The sequence below is a fragment of the Neobacillus vireti genome (assembly GCF_036962345.1).
In the GTDB taxonomy this organism is placed as follows: Bacteria; Bacillota; Bacilli; order Bacillales; family Cytobacillaceae; genus Neobacillus; species Neobacillus vireti_A.
The window spans coordinates 1-15,786 of the sequence record NZ_JBALNB010000021.1; the positions used below are offsets into that span (position 1 = coordinate 1).

Below are 15,786 nucleotides of genomic sequence, written 5' to 3' on the forward strand. Positions count from 1 at the left end.
GTAGGACGTTGCCAGGCAAATGAAGCACAACCTGATTAGGGTTGTGTTTTTTTGTGTTATTTGGATGTTTAAAGGGTGGAGACAGAATAGTTATAGAAGATTCATGCCCGTATGATGGTGTTTTACTAAAAAGAGGAACGAATGTTGGTTATTCGTGCCCATGCGGTGGTGTTTTACTAAAAAGAGGTAACAAAAGCTGGCTATTCGTGCCCGTGCGGGGGCATTTTTATTGAAAAGGGGAACGATAGTCGGAGAATTATGTAATCTGATTTCCAAAAGAGGTCATAATTAAGGTTTGAGGGAATCAGAACCCCAATGTGATTCCCTCAAACCTGATTTTCCCACGAGAGAGGGAACCAAGCCAACTCTTTGATTCCCTCAAACCTGACTTTCCTACGATAGAGGGAACCAAGCCAACTCTTTGATTCCCTCAAACCTGATTTTCCCCACGATAGAGAGAACCAAGCCAACTCTTTGATTCCCTCAAACCTGATTTTCCCACGATAAAGGGAACCAAGCCACTCTTTGATTCCCTCAAGCTTAATTCTCCCACGATAAAGGGAATCAAAAGCCACAAAGCTCCTCCACCCCCTACAAATTACCTAAAAACTAATTTAACAGGTTTCACACACGCGAAATATGGAGAAAATCATTAGTAGCAGTTGTTTGCAACTACATAAAATTTTCAGTATAATTAAAGTCAAAGATAGTCAAAGTCAGATGAAGGAGGTGGGAAGATGAGGAACATCTCCGATATTATCGAAAAGTATTTGAAGCAAGTGCTAGAAATGAGTGAGCAAGAGCATGTTGAAATAAAGCGCAGTGAAATTGCTGATAAATTTCAATGTGTTCCTTCACAAATCAATTATGTCATTAATACACGCTTTACCATTGAACGAGGATATATCGTAGAAAGTAAACGCGGGGGAGGCGGATATATTCGAATTATGAAGGTTCAGTCACATGATTTAGTTGACGTAATCGATCATTTACTATCACTCTTTGATAATCGTATTGCACAGTCTACGGCAGAAGATGTTATCTATAGACTAGTCCATGAGGAGATAATCACAAAAAGAGAAGCGAAAATTATGTTAAGTGTTATTGATCGTTCAGTCTTATATATTGATCTTCCATTCCGAGATGAACTTAGAGCTAGAATGTTAAAAGCAATGTTAACATCATTGAAATATAAATAATATATACCAGCTAGAGAGGTGAAATAAAAAATGATTTGCCAGGAATGTAATCAAAGGCCTGCTGCACTGCATTTTACAAAAATCATCAACGGTGAAAAAACGGAAGTTAATCTTTGCGAAAAGTGTGCCCATGAAAAGGGCGAGATGTTTATGATTACTGGAGGATCTGGTTTTACTTTTAATAACCTATTAGCAGGTCTATTAAATATAGATACTACTGTTCAAAAGCAAAATCAAAATACGTTCCATCAGGAAGAAATTCTCCAGTGTAATGTATGTTCGATGACCTTTCCGCAATTCATCAAAGTGGGGCGTTTCGGATGTGCCCATTGTTATGAGACATTTCATGAGCAGCTTCCGCCAGTTTTAAAGAGACTTCACAGCGGGAATTGGTCACATAGCGGTAAAATACCGAAAAGAATAGGTGGAGGTATTCACCTAAAAAAACAAGTAGAAAATCTAAAAAGTGAACTAAAAGAATTAATCCAACAAGAAGAATTTGAGAAAGCTGCTCAGATCCGAGACGAAATCCGAACACTTGAAAAAGAATTACCGGGCAGCAATAAGGGAGGGGAATAACGTGTCGCTTGAACGCTTTATTAGTCAAGCAGTCAGCTCATGGATGAGCGAGGAGGGACCTGATTCAGATATTGTCCTTAGTTCCCGAATCCGTTTAGCCCGAAACTTTGAGAATGTAAAATTTCCAACATTATTTTCCCACGAAGAAGCACAATCCATTATTTTAAGGATGGAAGAAATACTCCGTGAATCAAATTTTTCAAAGTTTGGGCAAATGGAATTACTAAAAATTGATGAATTACAGCCTTTACAAAAAAGGGTGTTAGTAGAAAAGCATTTGATTAGTCCAAATTTAGCAGAGGATTCACCATATGGTGCAGTTCTTTTAACCGAAAATGAAGAAGTTAGTATTATGATTAATGAAGAGGATCATATCCGCATTCAATGTTTATTTCCAGGACTGCAATTAACAGAGGCTTTGGCCGCAGCAAATGAATTGGACGATTGGCTTGAGAGTTTTATTCACTTTGGTTTTGATGAGAAGCACGGATATCTTACAAGCTGCCCTACGAATGTAGGTACCGGTCTCCGAGCTTCAGTCATGATGCATTTGCCAGGGCTTATTTTGACCCAGCAAATAAATCGTATCATTCCGGCCATTAATCAGCTGGGATTGGTTGTAAGAGGGATCTATGGTGAGGGGAGTGAAGCGCTCGGCAATATATTTCAAATCTCCAATCAAATTACATTAGGAAAGTCAGAGGAAGATATTTGCCGTGACCTAAAAGGTGTTGTAAGCCAGTTAATTTCACAAGAAAGGTCTGCACGTGAAGCATTACGCAAAACTTCGAACATACAATTAGAAGATAGAGTATTCCGATCTTATGGTGTGTTATCCAATAGCAGGATCATTGAAACCAAAGAGGCTGCAAAGTGCTTATCTGATCTTCGCTTAGGTATTGATATGGGATACATTGATAATCTCCCTAAGAATATTTTAAATGAATTAATGATTTTAACGCAGCCAGGATTCCTGCAGCAATACGCAGGCGGGCATTTAAGACCAAATGAAAGAGATATAAGACGAGCAGCCCTAATTCGAGAACGACTAAAAATGGAGCAAGATAAAAGGTGAGGAGGAATGGAATATGATGTTTGGCCGTTTTACTGAGAGAGCTCAAAAGGTATTAGCTTTAGCACAAGAGGAAGCAATTAGACTAGGACACAACAATATTGGAACTGAGCATATTTTATTAGGTTTAGTCCGTGAGGGAGAAGGCATTGCTGCAAAAGCGCTTTATGGGCTTGGACTAGGTTCTGAGAAAATTCAAAAGGAAGTAGAATCGTTAATCGGAAAGGGCCAGGAAGCATCCCAAACGATCCACTACACACCTAGAGCGAAAAAGGTTATTGAATTATCTATGGATGAGGCTAGAAAATTAGGACATTCTTATGTTGGTACAGAGCATATTCTCCTTGGCTTAATCCGTGAAGGAGAAGGTGTAGCAGCAAGAGTTCTTAATAACCTAGGAGTAAGTTTGAATAAAGCACGTCAACAGGTACTTCAATTGCTAGGCAGTAATGAATCTGGCGGACATCAGGGAGGGACCTCAGTCAGCGCAAATACTCCAACTCTCGACAGTCTAGCTAGAGATTTAACGTCAATCGCTAGAGAAGGAAGCTTGGACCCTGTCATTGGAAGAAGTAAAGAAATTCAGCGTGTTATTGAAGTGTTAAGCCGTCGTACAAAAAACAACCCAGTTTTAATTGGTGAACCAGGTGTCGGTAAAACAGCTATTGCTGAAGGACTTGCACAACAAATTGTGAATAACGAGGTTCCAGAGATTCTTCGTGATAAGCGAGTTATGACATTAGATATGGGAACAGTTGTAGCTGGTACCAAATATCGTGGAGAATTTGAAGATCGTTTGAAAAAGGTTATGGATGAAATTCGCCAGGCTGGCAATATCATTCTTTTTATCGATGAATTGCACACATTAATTGGAGCAGGTGGAGCAGAAGGTGCGATTGACGCTTCTAACATCTTAAAGCCATCCCTAGCACGTGGCGAGCTTCAATGTATTGGAGCCACTACGCTGGATGAATATCGTAAGTATATTGAAAAAGATGCCGCACTAGAACGCCGCTTCCAGCCAATTCGTGTGGATGAGCCAACAGCTGAGGAGTCGGTCAGAATACTAGAAGGTCTTCGAGATCGTTATGAAGCGCATCACCGTGTTTCCATTACAGATGAGGCTATTGAAGCAGCGGTAAAGCTGTCTGACCGCTATATTTCTGACCGTTTTCTCCCAGATAAAGCAATCGACTTAATTGATGAAGCTGGGTCAAAAGTCCGTTTACGTTCTTATACAACACCGCCAAATTTGAAAGAATTAGAAGTGAAGCTTGATGAAGTTCGTAAGGAGAAAGATTCTGCTGTTCAAAGCCAAGAATTTGAAAAAGCAGCGTCCTTGAGGGATACAGAACAGCGCCTACGTGAGCAGTTGGAAGAAACGAAGAAGACATGGAAAGAAAAGCAAGGGAAAGAAAACAGTGAAGTTACAGTTGAGGATATTGCGAGTGTTGTTGCAAGCTGGACCGGAATACCTGTCTCTAAGCTAGCTCAAACAGAAACCGCAAAATTACTTAATTTAGAAGAAATTCTTCATTCCCGAGTCATTGGTCAGGAGGAAGCGGTTAAGGCTGTTGCCAAAGCGGTTCGTCGTGCAAGGGCAGGTTTAAAGGATCCAAAACGCCCAATTGGTTCTTTTGTTTTCCTTGGCCCTACTGGTGTAGGTAAAACTGAGTTAGCTCGAGCACTTGCTGAAGCCATGTTTGGTGATGAGGATGCCATGATTCGAATCGATATGTCGGAGTACATGGAAAAGCATTCTACATCCAGACTGGTTGGATCTCCTCCAGGGTATGTTGGTTATGAAGAAGGTGGTCAACTAACGGAGAAGGTAAGAAGAAAGCCGTATTCCGTTATCCTGCTCGATGAAATTGAAAAGGCACACCCTGATGTATTTAATATTTTATTACAAGTTCTAGAAGACGGTCGCTTAACGGATTCTAAAGGAAGAACCGTTGATTTCCGTAATACCGTTCTGATCATGACCTCCAACGTAGGAGCCGAAGCATTAAAACGTAATAAGTATGTTGGTTTTAATATTCAAGATGGAGAACAGAATTATAAGGATATGAAGGGAAAAGTAATGGAAGAATTGAAAAAGGCCTTCCGTCCAGAATTCTTAAACCGTATTGATGAAATTATTGTCTTCCATGCTTTAGAGAAAAAGCATCTTGGAGAAATTGTTACACTGTTATCTGACCAGCTTGTGAAACGTCTCCAAGAGCAAAATATATCTTTAGAGCTTACGGAAGCTGCTAAGGATAAAATATCGATTGAGGGCTACGACCCAGAATACGGTGCCCGCCCATTACGCAGGGCTATTCAGAAGCATATTGAAGACCGTCTCTCTGAAGAATTGCTCAGAGGTACAGTTTTAACAGGTCAGCATGTTATAGTTGATGTGGATAATGGTGAATTCTTAGTTAGAACTGCTGAGAAAACTACTCTAACTAAATAACCATTACTGACTTTTAAGAAAAACTAAAGGGGTACACGAAACAAGTTTGACCGTGTACCTCTTTTTATATTTGGCTGTTTTCGTAGATTATTGTTAAAATCTTAAAGCCGATTTTAACGTGAAAATAGTTATTTGTGCTTTTGAATAAATTTTGCAGCTCTTTCAAAAAATGCTATTTTCTGCAGGAATTAAGTACAAACATTAAATTTTGTTTAAATAGTAATAATATAAGAAAAGAGCCTTGTATTTAGAGTAGGAGAAGATAGAAATGGCCAAACGCAAAACGAAGTTCATGTGTCAGGAGTGCGGGTATGAATCTCCTAAATGGATGGGAAAATGCCCTGGATGCGGGCAATGGAACAAAATGGTGGAGGAAGTGGAGGTAACAGGTGGAAATAGAAGGGGTGCCTTTGCTCATTCTCAGGGAGGTTCTACAATCCTCTCCAAGCCAACCCCTATTACAGCAGTTGAATCCCTGTCTGAACCTAGGATTCTTACCGACTTACAAGAACTTAATCGTGTATTAGGCGGTGGAGTGGTAAAGGGTTCACTGGTATTAATTGGTGGTGACCCTGGTATCGGTAAATCAACCCTGCTTCTGCAAGTATCATCTCAACTGGCGAATAAAGGGAATAAAGTCTTATACATATCCGGCGAGGAATCCTTGAGACAAACGAAGCTCCGTGCGGAAAGGCTGGGAGTCCAGTCTGAAAACCTGCTTGTGTATTCTGAAACCAATTTAGAAGAAATAAACCGAAATATTGAAAGTACGAGCCCCAGCTTTGTTATTATTGATTCTATACAAACTGTGTTTCATCCGGAAGTAACTTCTGCGCCAGGCAGCGTTTCACAGGTTCGCGAGTGTACCTCTGAGTTAATGAGAATAGGGAAAACAAATGGGATTGCTATTTTCATTGTTGGTCATGTAACAAAAGAAGGATCGATTGCCGGACCAAGACTACTAGAGCATATGGTAGATACCGTTCTTTATTTTGAAGGGGAACGCCACCATACGTATCGAATTCTGCGGGCGGTAAAGAATCGTTTTGGATCAACAAACGAAATGGGAATTTTTGAAATGAAGGAATTTGGGCTTGATGAAGTGGCAAACCCATCTGAGATTTTCCTTGAAGAAAGATCACAAGGTGCAGCGGGTTCAACGGTGGTAGCCTCCATGGAGGGTACACGTCCGGTACTTGTTGAAATTCAAGCTTTAATCTCGCCAACAAGTTTTGGGAATCCAAGAAGAATGGCAACAGGGATTGATCATAATCGTGTTCCATTGTTAATGGCTGTATTAGAAAAGCGAATGGGCATGCTGCTTCAGAATCAGGATGCATACCTGAAGGTGGCTGGCGGGGTAAAATTAGATGAACCTGCTATTGATTTAGCAATCTGTGTAAGTATTGCTTCCAGCTTTCGAGATAAACCTACGAGGGCAACAGATTGTATTATCGGTGAGGTTGGGCTGACTGGTGAAGTAAGAAGAGTCTCTAGAATTGAACAGCGCGTTCAGGAGGCTGCAAAGTTAGGCTTTGAACGTGTCATTTTACCTGCTAATAATTTGAGCGGCTGGCAATCTCCGAAAGGTGTAGAGTTAATTGGTGTATCTACTGTAGCTGAAGCCTTAAAAGCAGCGTTGGGAGTGTAGTAGATGGAAAATAGAAAGCTGGGTGAACAAGCCGTAAGCGAGGTTTTACAGTTTATTGCCCCGGGTACACCTATTCGTGAAGGAATCGATAATGTGCTTAGGGCAAATACCGGCGGGCTGATTGTAATTGGGTACAATGATAAGGTTAAAAGTATCGTGGATGGTGGTTTCCAAATCAATTGTCCGTTTTCTCCAAGCTATCTATATGAGTTAGCAAAGATGGATGGGGCAATTATCCTGAATGAAGCAGGGAATACCATTTTAATTGCGAATGCTCAGCTTGCACCTGATTCAGATATTCCTGCTTCGGAAACGGGCATGAGGCATCGTACAGCTGAAAGGGTAGCGAGACAAACAAAGGCACTTGTTATTGCTATTTCTCAAAGAAGAAATGTAATCACGCTCTATCAAGGAAATTTCCGGTATGCACTTAAAGATATTTCTGTCATTCTAACGAAGGCGAATCAGGCTATTCAAATGCTAGAAAAGTATAAATCAGTCCTCGAGAGAAGCATCGCAAATTTGAGTATTTTAGAGTTTGAGGAGTCCGTTACCTATAACGATTTTCTTCTTGTTCTGCACCGATTCGAAATGGTGTTAAGAATAAAAAATGAACTGATTACGTACTTAAACGAGCTCGGTACTGAGGGCAGACTGATTCGTCTGCAAATGAACGAAATTTTAACGGACCTAGAAGAAGAGACAGCCCTTATTATTAAAGATTATGCTTTGGATAGGGATATAAAGGCAAGAGATGTCCTTAAACGAATGCAGACAGTCACCAGTAATGGATCATTAGATGATATTACGATTTTAAAACTAATGGGTTATCAAGGATATATTCCGTTAGATGAAAGTAAACAACCTCGTGGGTATCGGATTTTGAACAAAATACCTCGTCTTCCAATGGTGATTATTGAAAATATCATTAACAGCTTTAGTGAGTTTTCCGCAATCGTCTCAGCAAGTGTTGAAAATTTAGACGATGTTGAAGGCATAGGAGAAATTCGCGCAAAAAAAATCAAGGAAGGCTTAAAGTTAATTAAAGATCGCTTATATACGGAGCGACAAATATAAGTTTTTTAAATTTCCATTTGTTGACAGAAGATTTCTCGAGTGCTACCCTATGAAGTGAAAATTATAACGATTTATTTTAACCATTTTGACAAAATAATCGACAAACAAAGGTTTCAATTTTGGGAATATGTTTATAATGAGTAGAGGAGGTGAAGGAATGTTAAGACGTATTGTGCAAGCATGTTTTCTCATAACTGGCGGTACGCTTGGAATATTGTTAATTCCGCAACTGCTAAAATTAATTAATTTTGATGACATTCCAATAATCAGTAACTCATATGCAGCAGCTATTATAGGTGCAATTATTTTTTATCTTATAACTTTTTGGGCAGTAGATTATGTACTTGAGTTTATTAAATGGGCAGAAGATTCACTGGTAAAAATCCCGGTAACAGATGTGATTTTTGGCAGTATGGGATTAATCTTTGGCTTATTAGTAGCCTTTTTAATCGGATTTGCTCTAAATGCAGTTCAAGAACCTATACTAAATGCTGTCGCTCCCATTTTACTGACATTATTATTTGGTTACTTAGGCTTTCAGGTGGGATTTAAGAAAAGAGATGAGTTTTTAAATCTTTTTGGCAGCCGAGGGAAAAAGAAATCTGGGGATGAAGATCCTGAAAAGGCTGAAGGGCAATCGCTGAAGATTCTAGATACAAGTGTAATTATTGATGGTCGAGTGGCTGATATTTGCCAAACAGGGTTTTTAGAAGGAACCATTGTAATTCCTCGTTTTGTGCTTGAGGAATTACAGCATATAGCTGATTCTTCTGACGTCCTTAAGCGTAATAGAGGGAGACGGGGATTGGATATCTTAAATCGAATTCAAAAGGAACTTGCCATTAAAGTTGAAATTTATGAAGGCGATTTTGATGAAATACAAGAAGTGGACAGCAAGCTGGTGAAACTAGCCAAGATTACGAACGGTATGCTTGTAACAAATGATTTTAATCTTAATAAGGTATGTGAATTACAGAGCGTCTCTGTCTTAAATATCAATGATTTAGCCAATGCGGTTAAACCGGTGGTCCTGCCTGGAGAAGAGTTAGCCGTACAGGTAATCAAGGATGGAAAAGAATATCACCAAGGTGTTGCGTATCTTGATGATGGAACCATGATTGTAGTGGAAGAGGGCAGAGAATATATCGGAAAAAGAATAGATGTTCTAGTTACGAGTGTTCTTCAAACTTCAGCAGGAAGAATGATATTTGCAAAACCAAAATTACTAGAGAAGGCACTGTAATGGCGGACAAAATAGCGGAAGCACCAAGTCGCTAGTGCTAGACAATAAGAAAGAGCAGATTGGAGTTTTTCTATGGCTTATCAAGTCATTATCCCGGCAGCCGGCCAAGGGAAAAGGATGGGAGCGGGGAAAAATAAGCTTCTGTTAGAACTAAATAACATGCCTGTACTCATTCACTCTCTAAAGGTGTTCGATGAAGATGAGTTATGTGAGGGCATTATTTTAGCTATTAGCCCTCAGGATGAGGTAGAATTTAAATTATTATTAAAGCAGCATCAGGTGAAAAAGGTGCTGAGATTAGTTCCTGGTGGAAAAGAACGTCAGGATAGCATTTATAATGCATTAAAAACAGTGGAGACCGATGGAATTATTCTTGTTCATGATGCCGCCCGACCTTTTATTCTGAAGGAACATATTCACCGATTGTTGGAAACAGCACAACAAACAGGTGCAGCAATCATTGGAGTGCCAGCGAAAGATACCATGAAAACAGTACGTGATCATTTGGTAATGGCAACTGTCGAAAGGTCTAGCTTGTGGGCTGTTCAAACCCCACAAGCTTTTCGTTTTTCCATATTGTATAAGGCATATGAACAGGCCGAGAAGGATTCTTTTATTGGCACGGATGATTCAAGTTTGGTAGAGAGAATCTCTCATCCAGTCACCATGATTGAGGGGGATTATGATAATATCAAGCTTACTACCAAAGAAGATTTATTTTTTGCAGAAGCAATAGTTAAGAAAAGACAAGGGAGTTTTTAAATATGTTTCGAATTGGTCAGGGCTTTGACGTACACCAATTAACGGAAGACCGTCCGCTTATAATTGGAGGGATTACGATCCCCTATGAAAAAGGGCTGCTAGGTCACTCAGACGCAGATGTATTATTGCACACCGTAACAGATGCATGTCTTGGAGCGATTGGGGAAGGTGATATAGGCAGGCATTTCCCAGATACAGATCCGGAGTTTAAAGATGCAGATTCTGCTAAGCTGTTGGAACATGTATGGCAACTTGTGAAGGACAAAGGATATGAGCTTGTAAATGCAGACTGTACTATTATTGCACAGAAGCCAAAAATGGCACCCTATATCGGGCAAATGAAAGAGCGAATTGCAGAATTACTAAATGCTTCTCCTGAACAAATCAATGTAAAAGCAACGACAACTGAGAAGTTAGGTTTTACAGGCCGTGGTGAAGGGATTGCCTCACAAGTAGTTGTATTGTTGAAAAAGATATAATTTATCTTTATTGCGTAAATACACAATGATAAAATAAATCAGATGTAGTTATTAAACTTAGAGAAATGTCTAGCTGCAGCGCCTAGGGGCTCGGGTCATAAGCCAATCCGTCAAGAAGGTTAAAGAGCAACCTTCTAGCCGGCTCGTCTTATGCCTGTCGCCCCTGGTCAAGGCGCTTCCGCTCTTCTAATAGGAGGCATAATGATGTCAAGTGAAGTTCGTGTAAGGTATGCTCCAAGTCCAACTGGACATTTACATATTGGAAATGCCCGTACAGCATTATTTAATTATTTGTTTGCCCGCAATCAGGGCGGGAAATTTATTATCCGGATTGAGGATACTGATAAAAAAAGAAATATTGCCGGCGGAGAAGAAAGTCAATTAAAATATTTAAAATGGCTTGGTATGGATTGGGATGAAAGTGTGGATGTCGGTGGTGAATATGGTCCATATCGACAGTCTGAAAGAAATGATATTTATCAAACCTATTACAATCAATTACTAGAGAATGGCCATGCCTATAAATGTTATTGTACAGAAGAAGAGATAGAAGCAGAGCGGGAAGCACAAACAGAGAGAGGCGAAACTCCTCAGTATTCTGGAAAGTGCCGACATCTAACTGCTGAAGAACGAGCCAAATTAGAGAGTGAAGGCCGTGAGCCAAGTATAAGAATGTTGGTACCAGAAGGAAAGACTTTTACATTTGATGATATGGTAAAAGGACCGGTATCTTTTGAATCTGAAGGAATGGGTGATTGGGTAATCATTAAAAAGGATGGGACACCAACTTATAACTTTGCGGTTACCATCGACGATCACTTAATGAAAATTTCGCATGTACTTCGCGGTGATGACCATATTTCGAATACCCCTAAGCAGCTAATGGTTTATGAAGCATTGGGCTGGGAGCCGCCGATATTTGGTCATATGACACTGATTGTAAATGAAAGCAGAAAGAAATTAAGCAAACGTGATGAATCAATCATTCAATTCATCGAGCAATATGAAGAATTAGGATATTTGCCTGAAGCCCTATTTAATTTTATAACATTACTAGGATGGTCTCCATCTGGTGAAGAGGAACTCTATTCGAAAGAGGAGTTTATCAAGATATTCGATGCCAATCGTTTATCAAAGTCACCAGCTTTATTTGATACACAAAAGCTTACATGGATGAACAACCAATATATGAAAAAGGTAGACGTAGACCGAGTTTATGAGGTTTCCTTACCACATCTCGTCAAAGCTGGACGATTAAATGAGAACATAACAGAAGAGGAACAGCAATGGACAAAAAGCTTAGTTTCGCTTTTACAAGAAAAAATGAGCTTTGGTGCAGAGATTGTTGAATTATCGGATATGTTCTTCATAGAGGAAGCATTATATGAAGAGGACGCCAAGGAAGTATTATCAGGGGAAACCGTACCCCAAGTCCTAAAGGCATTTTCCGAAGAGCTTGAAAAGCTGGAGCACTTTAAAGCCGACGAAATTAAGGGCGCAATGAAGTCAGTTCAAAAATCTACTGGGCAAAAGGGAAAAAATCTGTTTATGCCAATTCGTGCAGCTGTTTCAGGTCAAACTCACGGTCCAGATTTACCCCAAGCGATTGAGCTTTTAGGAAAAGAAAAAGTATTAAAGCGAATTCAAAAAATTATTGGTTAACATCGGAGCCAAAATGTAATATAGTAAAAGAAATAAACTTTTTATATGAAAAAGTGTAGATGAGGAAAAGTAGAAGATGATGCTTTAAAGAGAAAACCATCACCGGCTGAAAGTGGTTTAAGCCTCTCATGTTTGAACATGCACCTCTGAGTCCCATTTCGAAAAGATGAAATCTGTGTAGATTTGGGCGGAACCCTTCCGTTAACAGGTAGAGTGAGACCCATGTAAGCTGCATGCAGATAAGCTTACCGGTCTAATCAGAGTGGAACCACGCCGAACGCGTCTCTGTCGTTAAGACAGGGGCGTTTTTTATTTTATGGGGAAAAGATGGGGATTGTTTTACACATAACGTATCCATACATTTAGGGGGGAATGAGAACATGTTCAAAAGGATGAAGGAGGATATTGAGGTTGTTTTTGAACAAGATCCTGCAGCAAGAAGTCACATTGAAGTAATCTTAACGTATTCAGGATTACATGCCATTTGGGCGCATCGCATTGCCCATGCATTTTTCAACAGAAGGTTTTATTTCTTTGCACGGGTCATTTCTCAAATAAGTCGATTCTTCACAGGTATTGAAATCCATCCAGGTGCAAAAATAGGCAGGAGATTCTTTATTGACCATGGTATGGGGGTTGTCATTGGGGAGACTTGTGAAATTGGTGATAACGTTACGGTATTTCAAGGGGTAACACTCGGAGGAACGGGGAAAGAGAAAGGGAAACGTCATCCAACCATTATGGATAATGCATTAATCGCAACAGGTGCAAAAGTGCTGGGTTCGATAACGATAGGCGAAAACTCCAAGATTGGTGCAGGATCGGTTGTCTTAAAAGAAGTACCGCCAAATTCAACGGTTGTCGGGGTACCTGGAAGGGTAGTTATTCAAAATGGAAAGCGAATTACAAGGGATCTAGACCATAGTAATCTCCCAGACCCTATTGCGGACCGAATTAGAGATTTGCAAGACGAACTAGCTGATTTGAGAAATGAGTTATATGAATTGAAGAAAGAAAGGAAAAAGATGAATGACCATACAGCTGTATAATACACTAACCCGTAAAAAAGAAGTATTTGTCCCGCTCGAAGAAGGAAAAGTAAAAATGTATGTTTGCGGTCCGACTGTCTATAACTATATTCATATCGGCAACGCAAGACCGGCAATTGTTTTTGATACGGTTCGCCGTTATTTTGAGTATCGAGGGTATGACATTCAATATGTATCTAACTTTACAGATGTAGATGATAAATTAATCCGTGCTGCCAATCAGCTTGGAGTAGATGTCCCAACGGTTGCTGACCGTTTTATTGAAGCATATTTTGAGGATGTAACAGCATTAGGGTGCAAACATGCCGATGTCCATCCGCGTGTAATGGATAATATGGATATCATAATTGAATTTATTGATGCTCTCATCCAAAAGGGCTATGCCTATGAATCTGAAGGAGATGTCTACTTCCGTACAAGAAGGTTTAATGGTTACGGAAAGCTGTCTCATCAATCCATTGATGACCTGCAGGTAGGTGCGAGGATTGAGGTTGGAGAGAAGAAACAAGATGATTTAGATTTTGCCTTATGGAAAGCGGCAAAAGAAGGAGAAATCTATTGGGAAAGTCCTTGGGGAATTGGGCGGCCAGGCTGGCATATCGAGTGCTCCGCAATGGCAAAGAAATACCTAGGCGAGACGATTGATATTCATGCAGGCGGTCAAGACTTAACCTTCCCTCACCATGAAAATGAGATTGCTCAGTCAGAGGCGCTTTCTGGGAAACCATTTGCACGCTACTGGATGCACAATGGCTATATCAATATCGACAATGAAAAAATGTCAAAATCCCTTGGGAACTTTGTTCTTGTTCATGACATTATTAAGCAGCATAATCCACAAGTATTACGATTCTTTATGCTATCTGTTCATTACCGTAATCCAATCAACTATAGTGAAGAGTTATTGGAAAGTACAAAGGCTGCCTTTGAACGATTAACTACCTCTTATCAAAATCTAAAGCATCGGAAAGAATCGAGTACAAATCTAACAAATGATAATCAGGAGTGGTTAGACAAAATCACAGCCTTACAGGAAGAGTTTATTAAAGCGATGGATGATGATTTCAACACAGCGAAAGCTATTTCCGTTCTATTTGACCTTTCGAAGCTCGCCAATTACTACCTTTTAGAAAAGAATACAGCAGTAGAAGTAATTGATGCGTTCACAAACCAATTTGATGAATTATTTAATGTCTTGGGTCTGACACTGGAAGCGGCGGAAATGTTAGATGAAGAAATAGATGCCCTCATTGAAAAAAGGATCCAGGCTCGTAAGGACCGTAATTTTCAGCTATCAGATCAGATAAGAGATCAATTAAAGGAAATGAATATTATTCTGGAAGATACACCGCAGGGAACAAGATGGAAAAGAGGCTAATTCATGCTTGATTATCAAGAAAAAATAGACGCCAATCAATTGAATAGTCTTGCGCTGGCTTATATGGGTGATGCTGTATATGAGATGTATGTCAGACGTCACCTCCTGCAAAGCGGGAGAGTAAGGCCAAACCTTCTCCACCGCGAGGGAACAACCTATGTTTCTGCTAAAGCTCAATGCCAGGTACTATTTAAGATGATGGATGAAAATCTCTTGTCAGAAGAGGAGTTAGCGGTGGTCAAACGCGGGCGTAATGCTAAATCAGGTACAGTACCGAAAAATACAGATGTTCAAACGTATCATTACAGCACCGCATTTGAAGCACTAATGGGTTTCTTATATTTGACAGGTGATATAGAACGATTAGAAGAACTGATCTTAAAGTCCTTTGAATTTGTTGAAGAAAAGAAAGGAGGAACAAGCAAATGAACGAGAACAAGGATTATATCATTGGGAAAAATCCGGTAATGGAGGCTCTTAGGTCAGAAAGAGACATTAACAAAATATTAATTGCAGAATCTTCGCAGCGTGGTCAAATGCAGCAGTTAATCCAATTAGCAAAGGAAGCAAATGTAATTGTCCAATATGTCCCTAAGAAAAAAATTGATCAGCTATCGGATGAAAATCATCAAGGAGTTCTAGCTTATGTCGCTGCCTATCAATATGCAGAACTGGATGATTTATTTACAGCTGCAGAAAAGAGTAACGAGCCTCCTTTCTTTTTGTTATTGGATGAAATTGAGGACCCGCACAATTTGGGATCGATCATGCGGACAGCTGATGCAGTGGGAGCCCATGGAATTATTATTCCAAAAAGAAGAGCGGTTGGTTTAACGGCAACAGTGGCAAAAGCCTCAACGGGTGCAATCGAACATATTCCGGTTGTCCGTGTAACCAACATGGCAAGAACGATTGATGAATTAAAAGAGCGCGGTATTTGGATTGCAGGTACTGACGCCAGTGGAAAACAAGATTATCGTCAAATGGATGGTACAATGCCACTAGGTCTTGTGATTGGAAGTGAAGGAAAAGGTATGGGGAGGCTGATACGAGATAAATGTGACTTTCTCATAAACCTGCCGATGGCTGGAAAGGTAACTTCATTAAATGCGTCCGTTGCTGCAGCCATATTAATGTATGAGGTATACCGCAGGCGGCATCCTCTAGAGGGATAGAA

Annotated in this window: 15 protein-coding genes; 14 read left to right on the forward strand and 1 reads right to left on the reverse strand. The window is 40.0% G+C overall.

Translation table 11 applies throughout. From position 1 onward, the window contains the following. Positions 1-326: 326 nt before the first annotated feature. Entirely contained in the window at positions 327-575 is a 249-nt protein-coding gene (locus tag V7108_RS23800) for a hypothetical protein (RefSeq protein WP_335569639.1), read from the reverse strand. A 162-nt stretch (positions 576-737) separates the two neighbouring features. Here V7108_RS23800 and V7108_RS23805 point away from each other — a divergent pair, with 162 nt between their 5' ends. The 14 genes from V7108_RS23805 (at position 738) to rlmB (ending at position 15,784) form a co-directional block, all read left to right on the forward strand. After that, entirely contained in the window at positions 738-1,199 is a 462-nt protein-coding gene (locus V7108_RS23805; RefSeq protein ID WP_335513247.1) for a CtsR family transcriptional regulator, read from the forward strand. A 30-nt stretch (positions 1,200-1,229) separates the two neighbouring features. Beyond that, the gene (locus V7108_RS23810; RefSeq protein WP_335513249.1) at positions 1,230-1,778 is read left to right on the forward strand and encodes a UvrB/UvrC motif-containing protein; all 549 of its coding nucleotides are present in this window, start codon (positions 1,230-1,232) and stop codon (positions 1,776-1,778) included. Position 1,779: 1 nt separating this feature from the next. After that, positions 1,780-2,853, forward strand: coding sequence for a protein arginine kinase (locus V7108_RS23815; protein ID WP_335513253.1), 1,074 nt, complete (start codon positions 1,780-1,782; stop codon positions 2,851-2,853). Positions 2,854-2,866: 13 nt separating this feature from the next. Beyond that, a complete protein-coding gene (gene clpC / locus V7108_RS23820) occupies positions 2,867-5,308 on the forward strand; it encodes an ATP-dependent protease ATP-binding subunit ClpC (RefSeq protein ID WP_335513254.1) in 2,442 nt (813 codons plus the stop codon). Between the two features lie 268 nt (positions 5,309-5,576). Beyond that, a complete protein-coding gene (radA, locus tag V7108_RS23825) occupies positions 5,577-6,959 on the forward strand; it encodes a DNA repair protein RadA (RefSeq protein ID WP_335513256.1) in 1,383 nt (460 codons plus the stop codon). A 3-nt stretch (positions 6,960-6,962) separates the two neighbouring features. Next, a complete protein-coding gene (gene disA, locus V7108_RS23830; protein ID WP_335513258.1) occupies positions 6,963-8,036 on the forward strand; it encodes a DNA integrity scanning diadenylate cyclase DisA in 1,074 nt (357 codons plus the stop codon). A 157-nt stretch (positions 8,037-8,193) separates the two neighbouring features. Continuing rightward, entirely contained in the window at positions 8,194-9,279 is a 1,086-nt protein-coding gene (locus V7108_RS23835; RefSeq protein WP_335513260.1) for a PIN/TRAM domain-containing protein, read from the forward strand. A gap of 72 nt (positions 9,280-9,351) precedes the next feature. Continuing rightward, a complete protein-coding gene (ispD, locus tag V7108_RS23840; RefSeq protein ID WP_335513261.1) occupies positions 9,352-10,041 on the forward strand; it encodes a 2-C-methyl-D-erythritol 4-phosphate cytidylyltransferase in 690 nt (229 codons plus the stop codon). Between the two features lie 2 nt (positions 10,042-10,043). Next, a complete protein-coding gene (gene ispF / locus V7108_RS23845; RefSeq protein ID WP_335513263.1) occupies positions 10,044-10,520 on the forward strand; it encodes a 2-C-methyl-D-erythritol 2,4-cyclodiphosphate synthase in 477 nt (158 codons plus the stop codon). A gap of 204 nt (positions 10,521-10,724) precedes the next feature. Then, positions 10,725-12,182, forward strand: a complete 1,458-nt coding sequence (gene gltX / locus V7108_RS23850) for a glutamate--tRNA ligase (RefSeq protein WP_335513265.1) — start codon at positions 10,725-10,727, stop codon at positions 12,180-12,182. 380 nt (positions 12,183-12,562) lie between these two features. Next, a complete protein-coding gene (cysE, locus tag V7108_RS23855; RefSeq protein ID WP_335513267.1) occupies positions 12,563-13,231 on the forward strand; it encodes a serine O-acetyltransferase in 669 nt (222 codons plus the stop codon). Beyond that, entirely contained in the window at positions 13,212-14,609 is a 1,398-nt protein-coding gene (gene cysS, locus V7108_RS23860) for a cysteine--tRNA ligase (RefSeq protein WP_335513269.1), read from the forward strand. The genes cysE and cysS overlap by 20 nt, the downstream gene beginning before the upstream one ends. A 3-nt stretch (positions 14,610-14,612) precedes the next feature. Continuing rightward, positions 14,613-15,038: a Mini-ribonuclease 3 gene (locus V7108_RS23865; protein ID WP_335513271.1), complete on the forward strand. Its 426-nt coding sequence runs from the start codon at positions 14,613-14,615 to the stop codon at positions 15,036-15,038. After that, complete coding sequence (gene rlmB / locus V7108_RS23870; protein ID WP_335513273.1) at positions 15,035-15,784, forward strand: 23S rRNA (guanosine(2251)-2'-O)-methyltransferase RlmB; 750 nt, start codon at positions 15,035-15,037, stop codon at positions 15,782-15,784. Before V7108_RS23865 ends, rlmB begins: the two co-directional genes overlap by 4 nt. The last annotated feature ends 2 nt before the right edge of the window (positions 15,785-15,786 follow it).

What these genes read in the sequence shown, in the direction of transcription:
- ispF (WP_335513263.1), top strand. Translation starts at nt 10,044, where the DNA reads ATGTTTCGAATTGGTCAGGGCTTTGACGTACACCAATTAACGGAAGAC.
- V7108_RS23835 (WP_335513260.1), top strand. Translation starts at nt 8,194, where the DNA reads ATGTTAAGACGTATTGTGCAAGCATGTTTTCTCATAACTGGCGGTACG.
- clpC (WP_335513254.1), top strand. Translation starts at nt 2,867, where the DNA reads ATGATGTTTGGCCGTTTTACTGAGAGAGCTCAAAAGGTATTAGCTTTA.
- gltX (WP_335513265.1), top strand. Translation starts at nt 10,725, where the DNA reads ATGTCAAGTGAAGTTCGTGTAAGGTATGCTCCAAGTCCAACTGGACAT.
- cysS (WP_335513269.1), top strand. Translation starts at nt 13,212, where the DNA reads ATGACCATACAGCTGTATAATACACTAACCCGTAAAAAAGAAGTATTT.
- disA (WP_335513258.1), top strand. Translation starts at nt 6,963, where the DNA reads ATGGAAAATAGAAAGCTGGGTGAACAAGCCGTAAGCGAGGTTTTACAG.
- V7108_RS23865 (WP_335513271.1), top strand. Translation starts at nt 14,613, where the DNA reads ATGCTTGATTATCAAGAAAAAATAGACGCCAATCAATTGAATAGTCTT.
- V7108_RS23805 (WP_335513247.1), top strand. Translation starts at nt 738, where the DNA reads ATGAGGAACATCTCCGATATTATCGAAAAGTATTTGAAGCAAGTGCTA.
- cysE (WP_335513267.1), top strand. Translation starts at nt 12,563, where the DNA reads ATGTTCAAAAGGATGAAGGAGGATATTGAGGTTGTTTTTGAACAAGAT.
- radA (WP_335513256.1), top strand. Translation starts at nt 5,577, where the DNA reads ATGGCCAAACGCAAAACGAAGTTCATGTGTCAGGAGTGCGGGTATGAA.
- V7108_RS23810 (WP_335513249.1), top strand. Translation starts at nt 1,230, where the DNA reads ATGATTTGCCAGGAATGTAATCAAAGGCCTGCTGCACTGCATTTTACA.
- ispD (WP_335513261.1), top strand. Translation starts at nt 9,352, where the DNA reads ATGGCTTATCAAGTCATTATCCCGGCAGCCGGCCAAGGGAAAAGGATG.
- rlmB (WP_335513273.1), top strand. Translation starts at nt 15,035, where the DNA reads ATGAACGAGAACAAGGATTATATCATTGGGAAAAATCCGGTAATGGAG.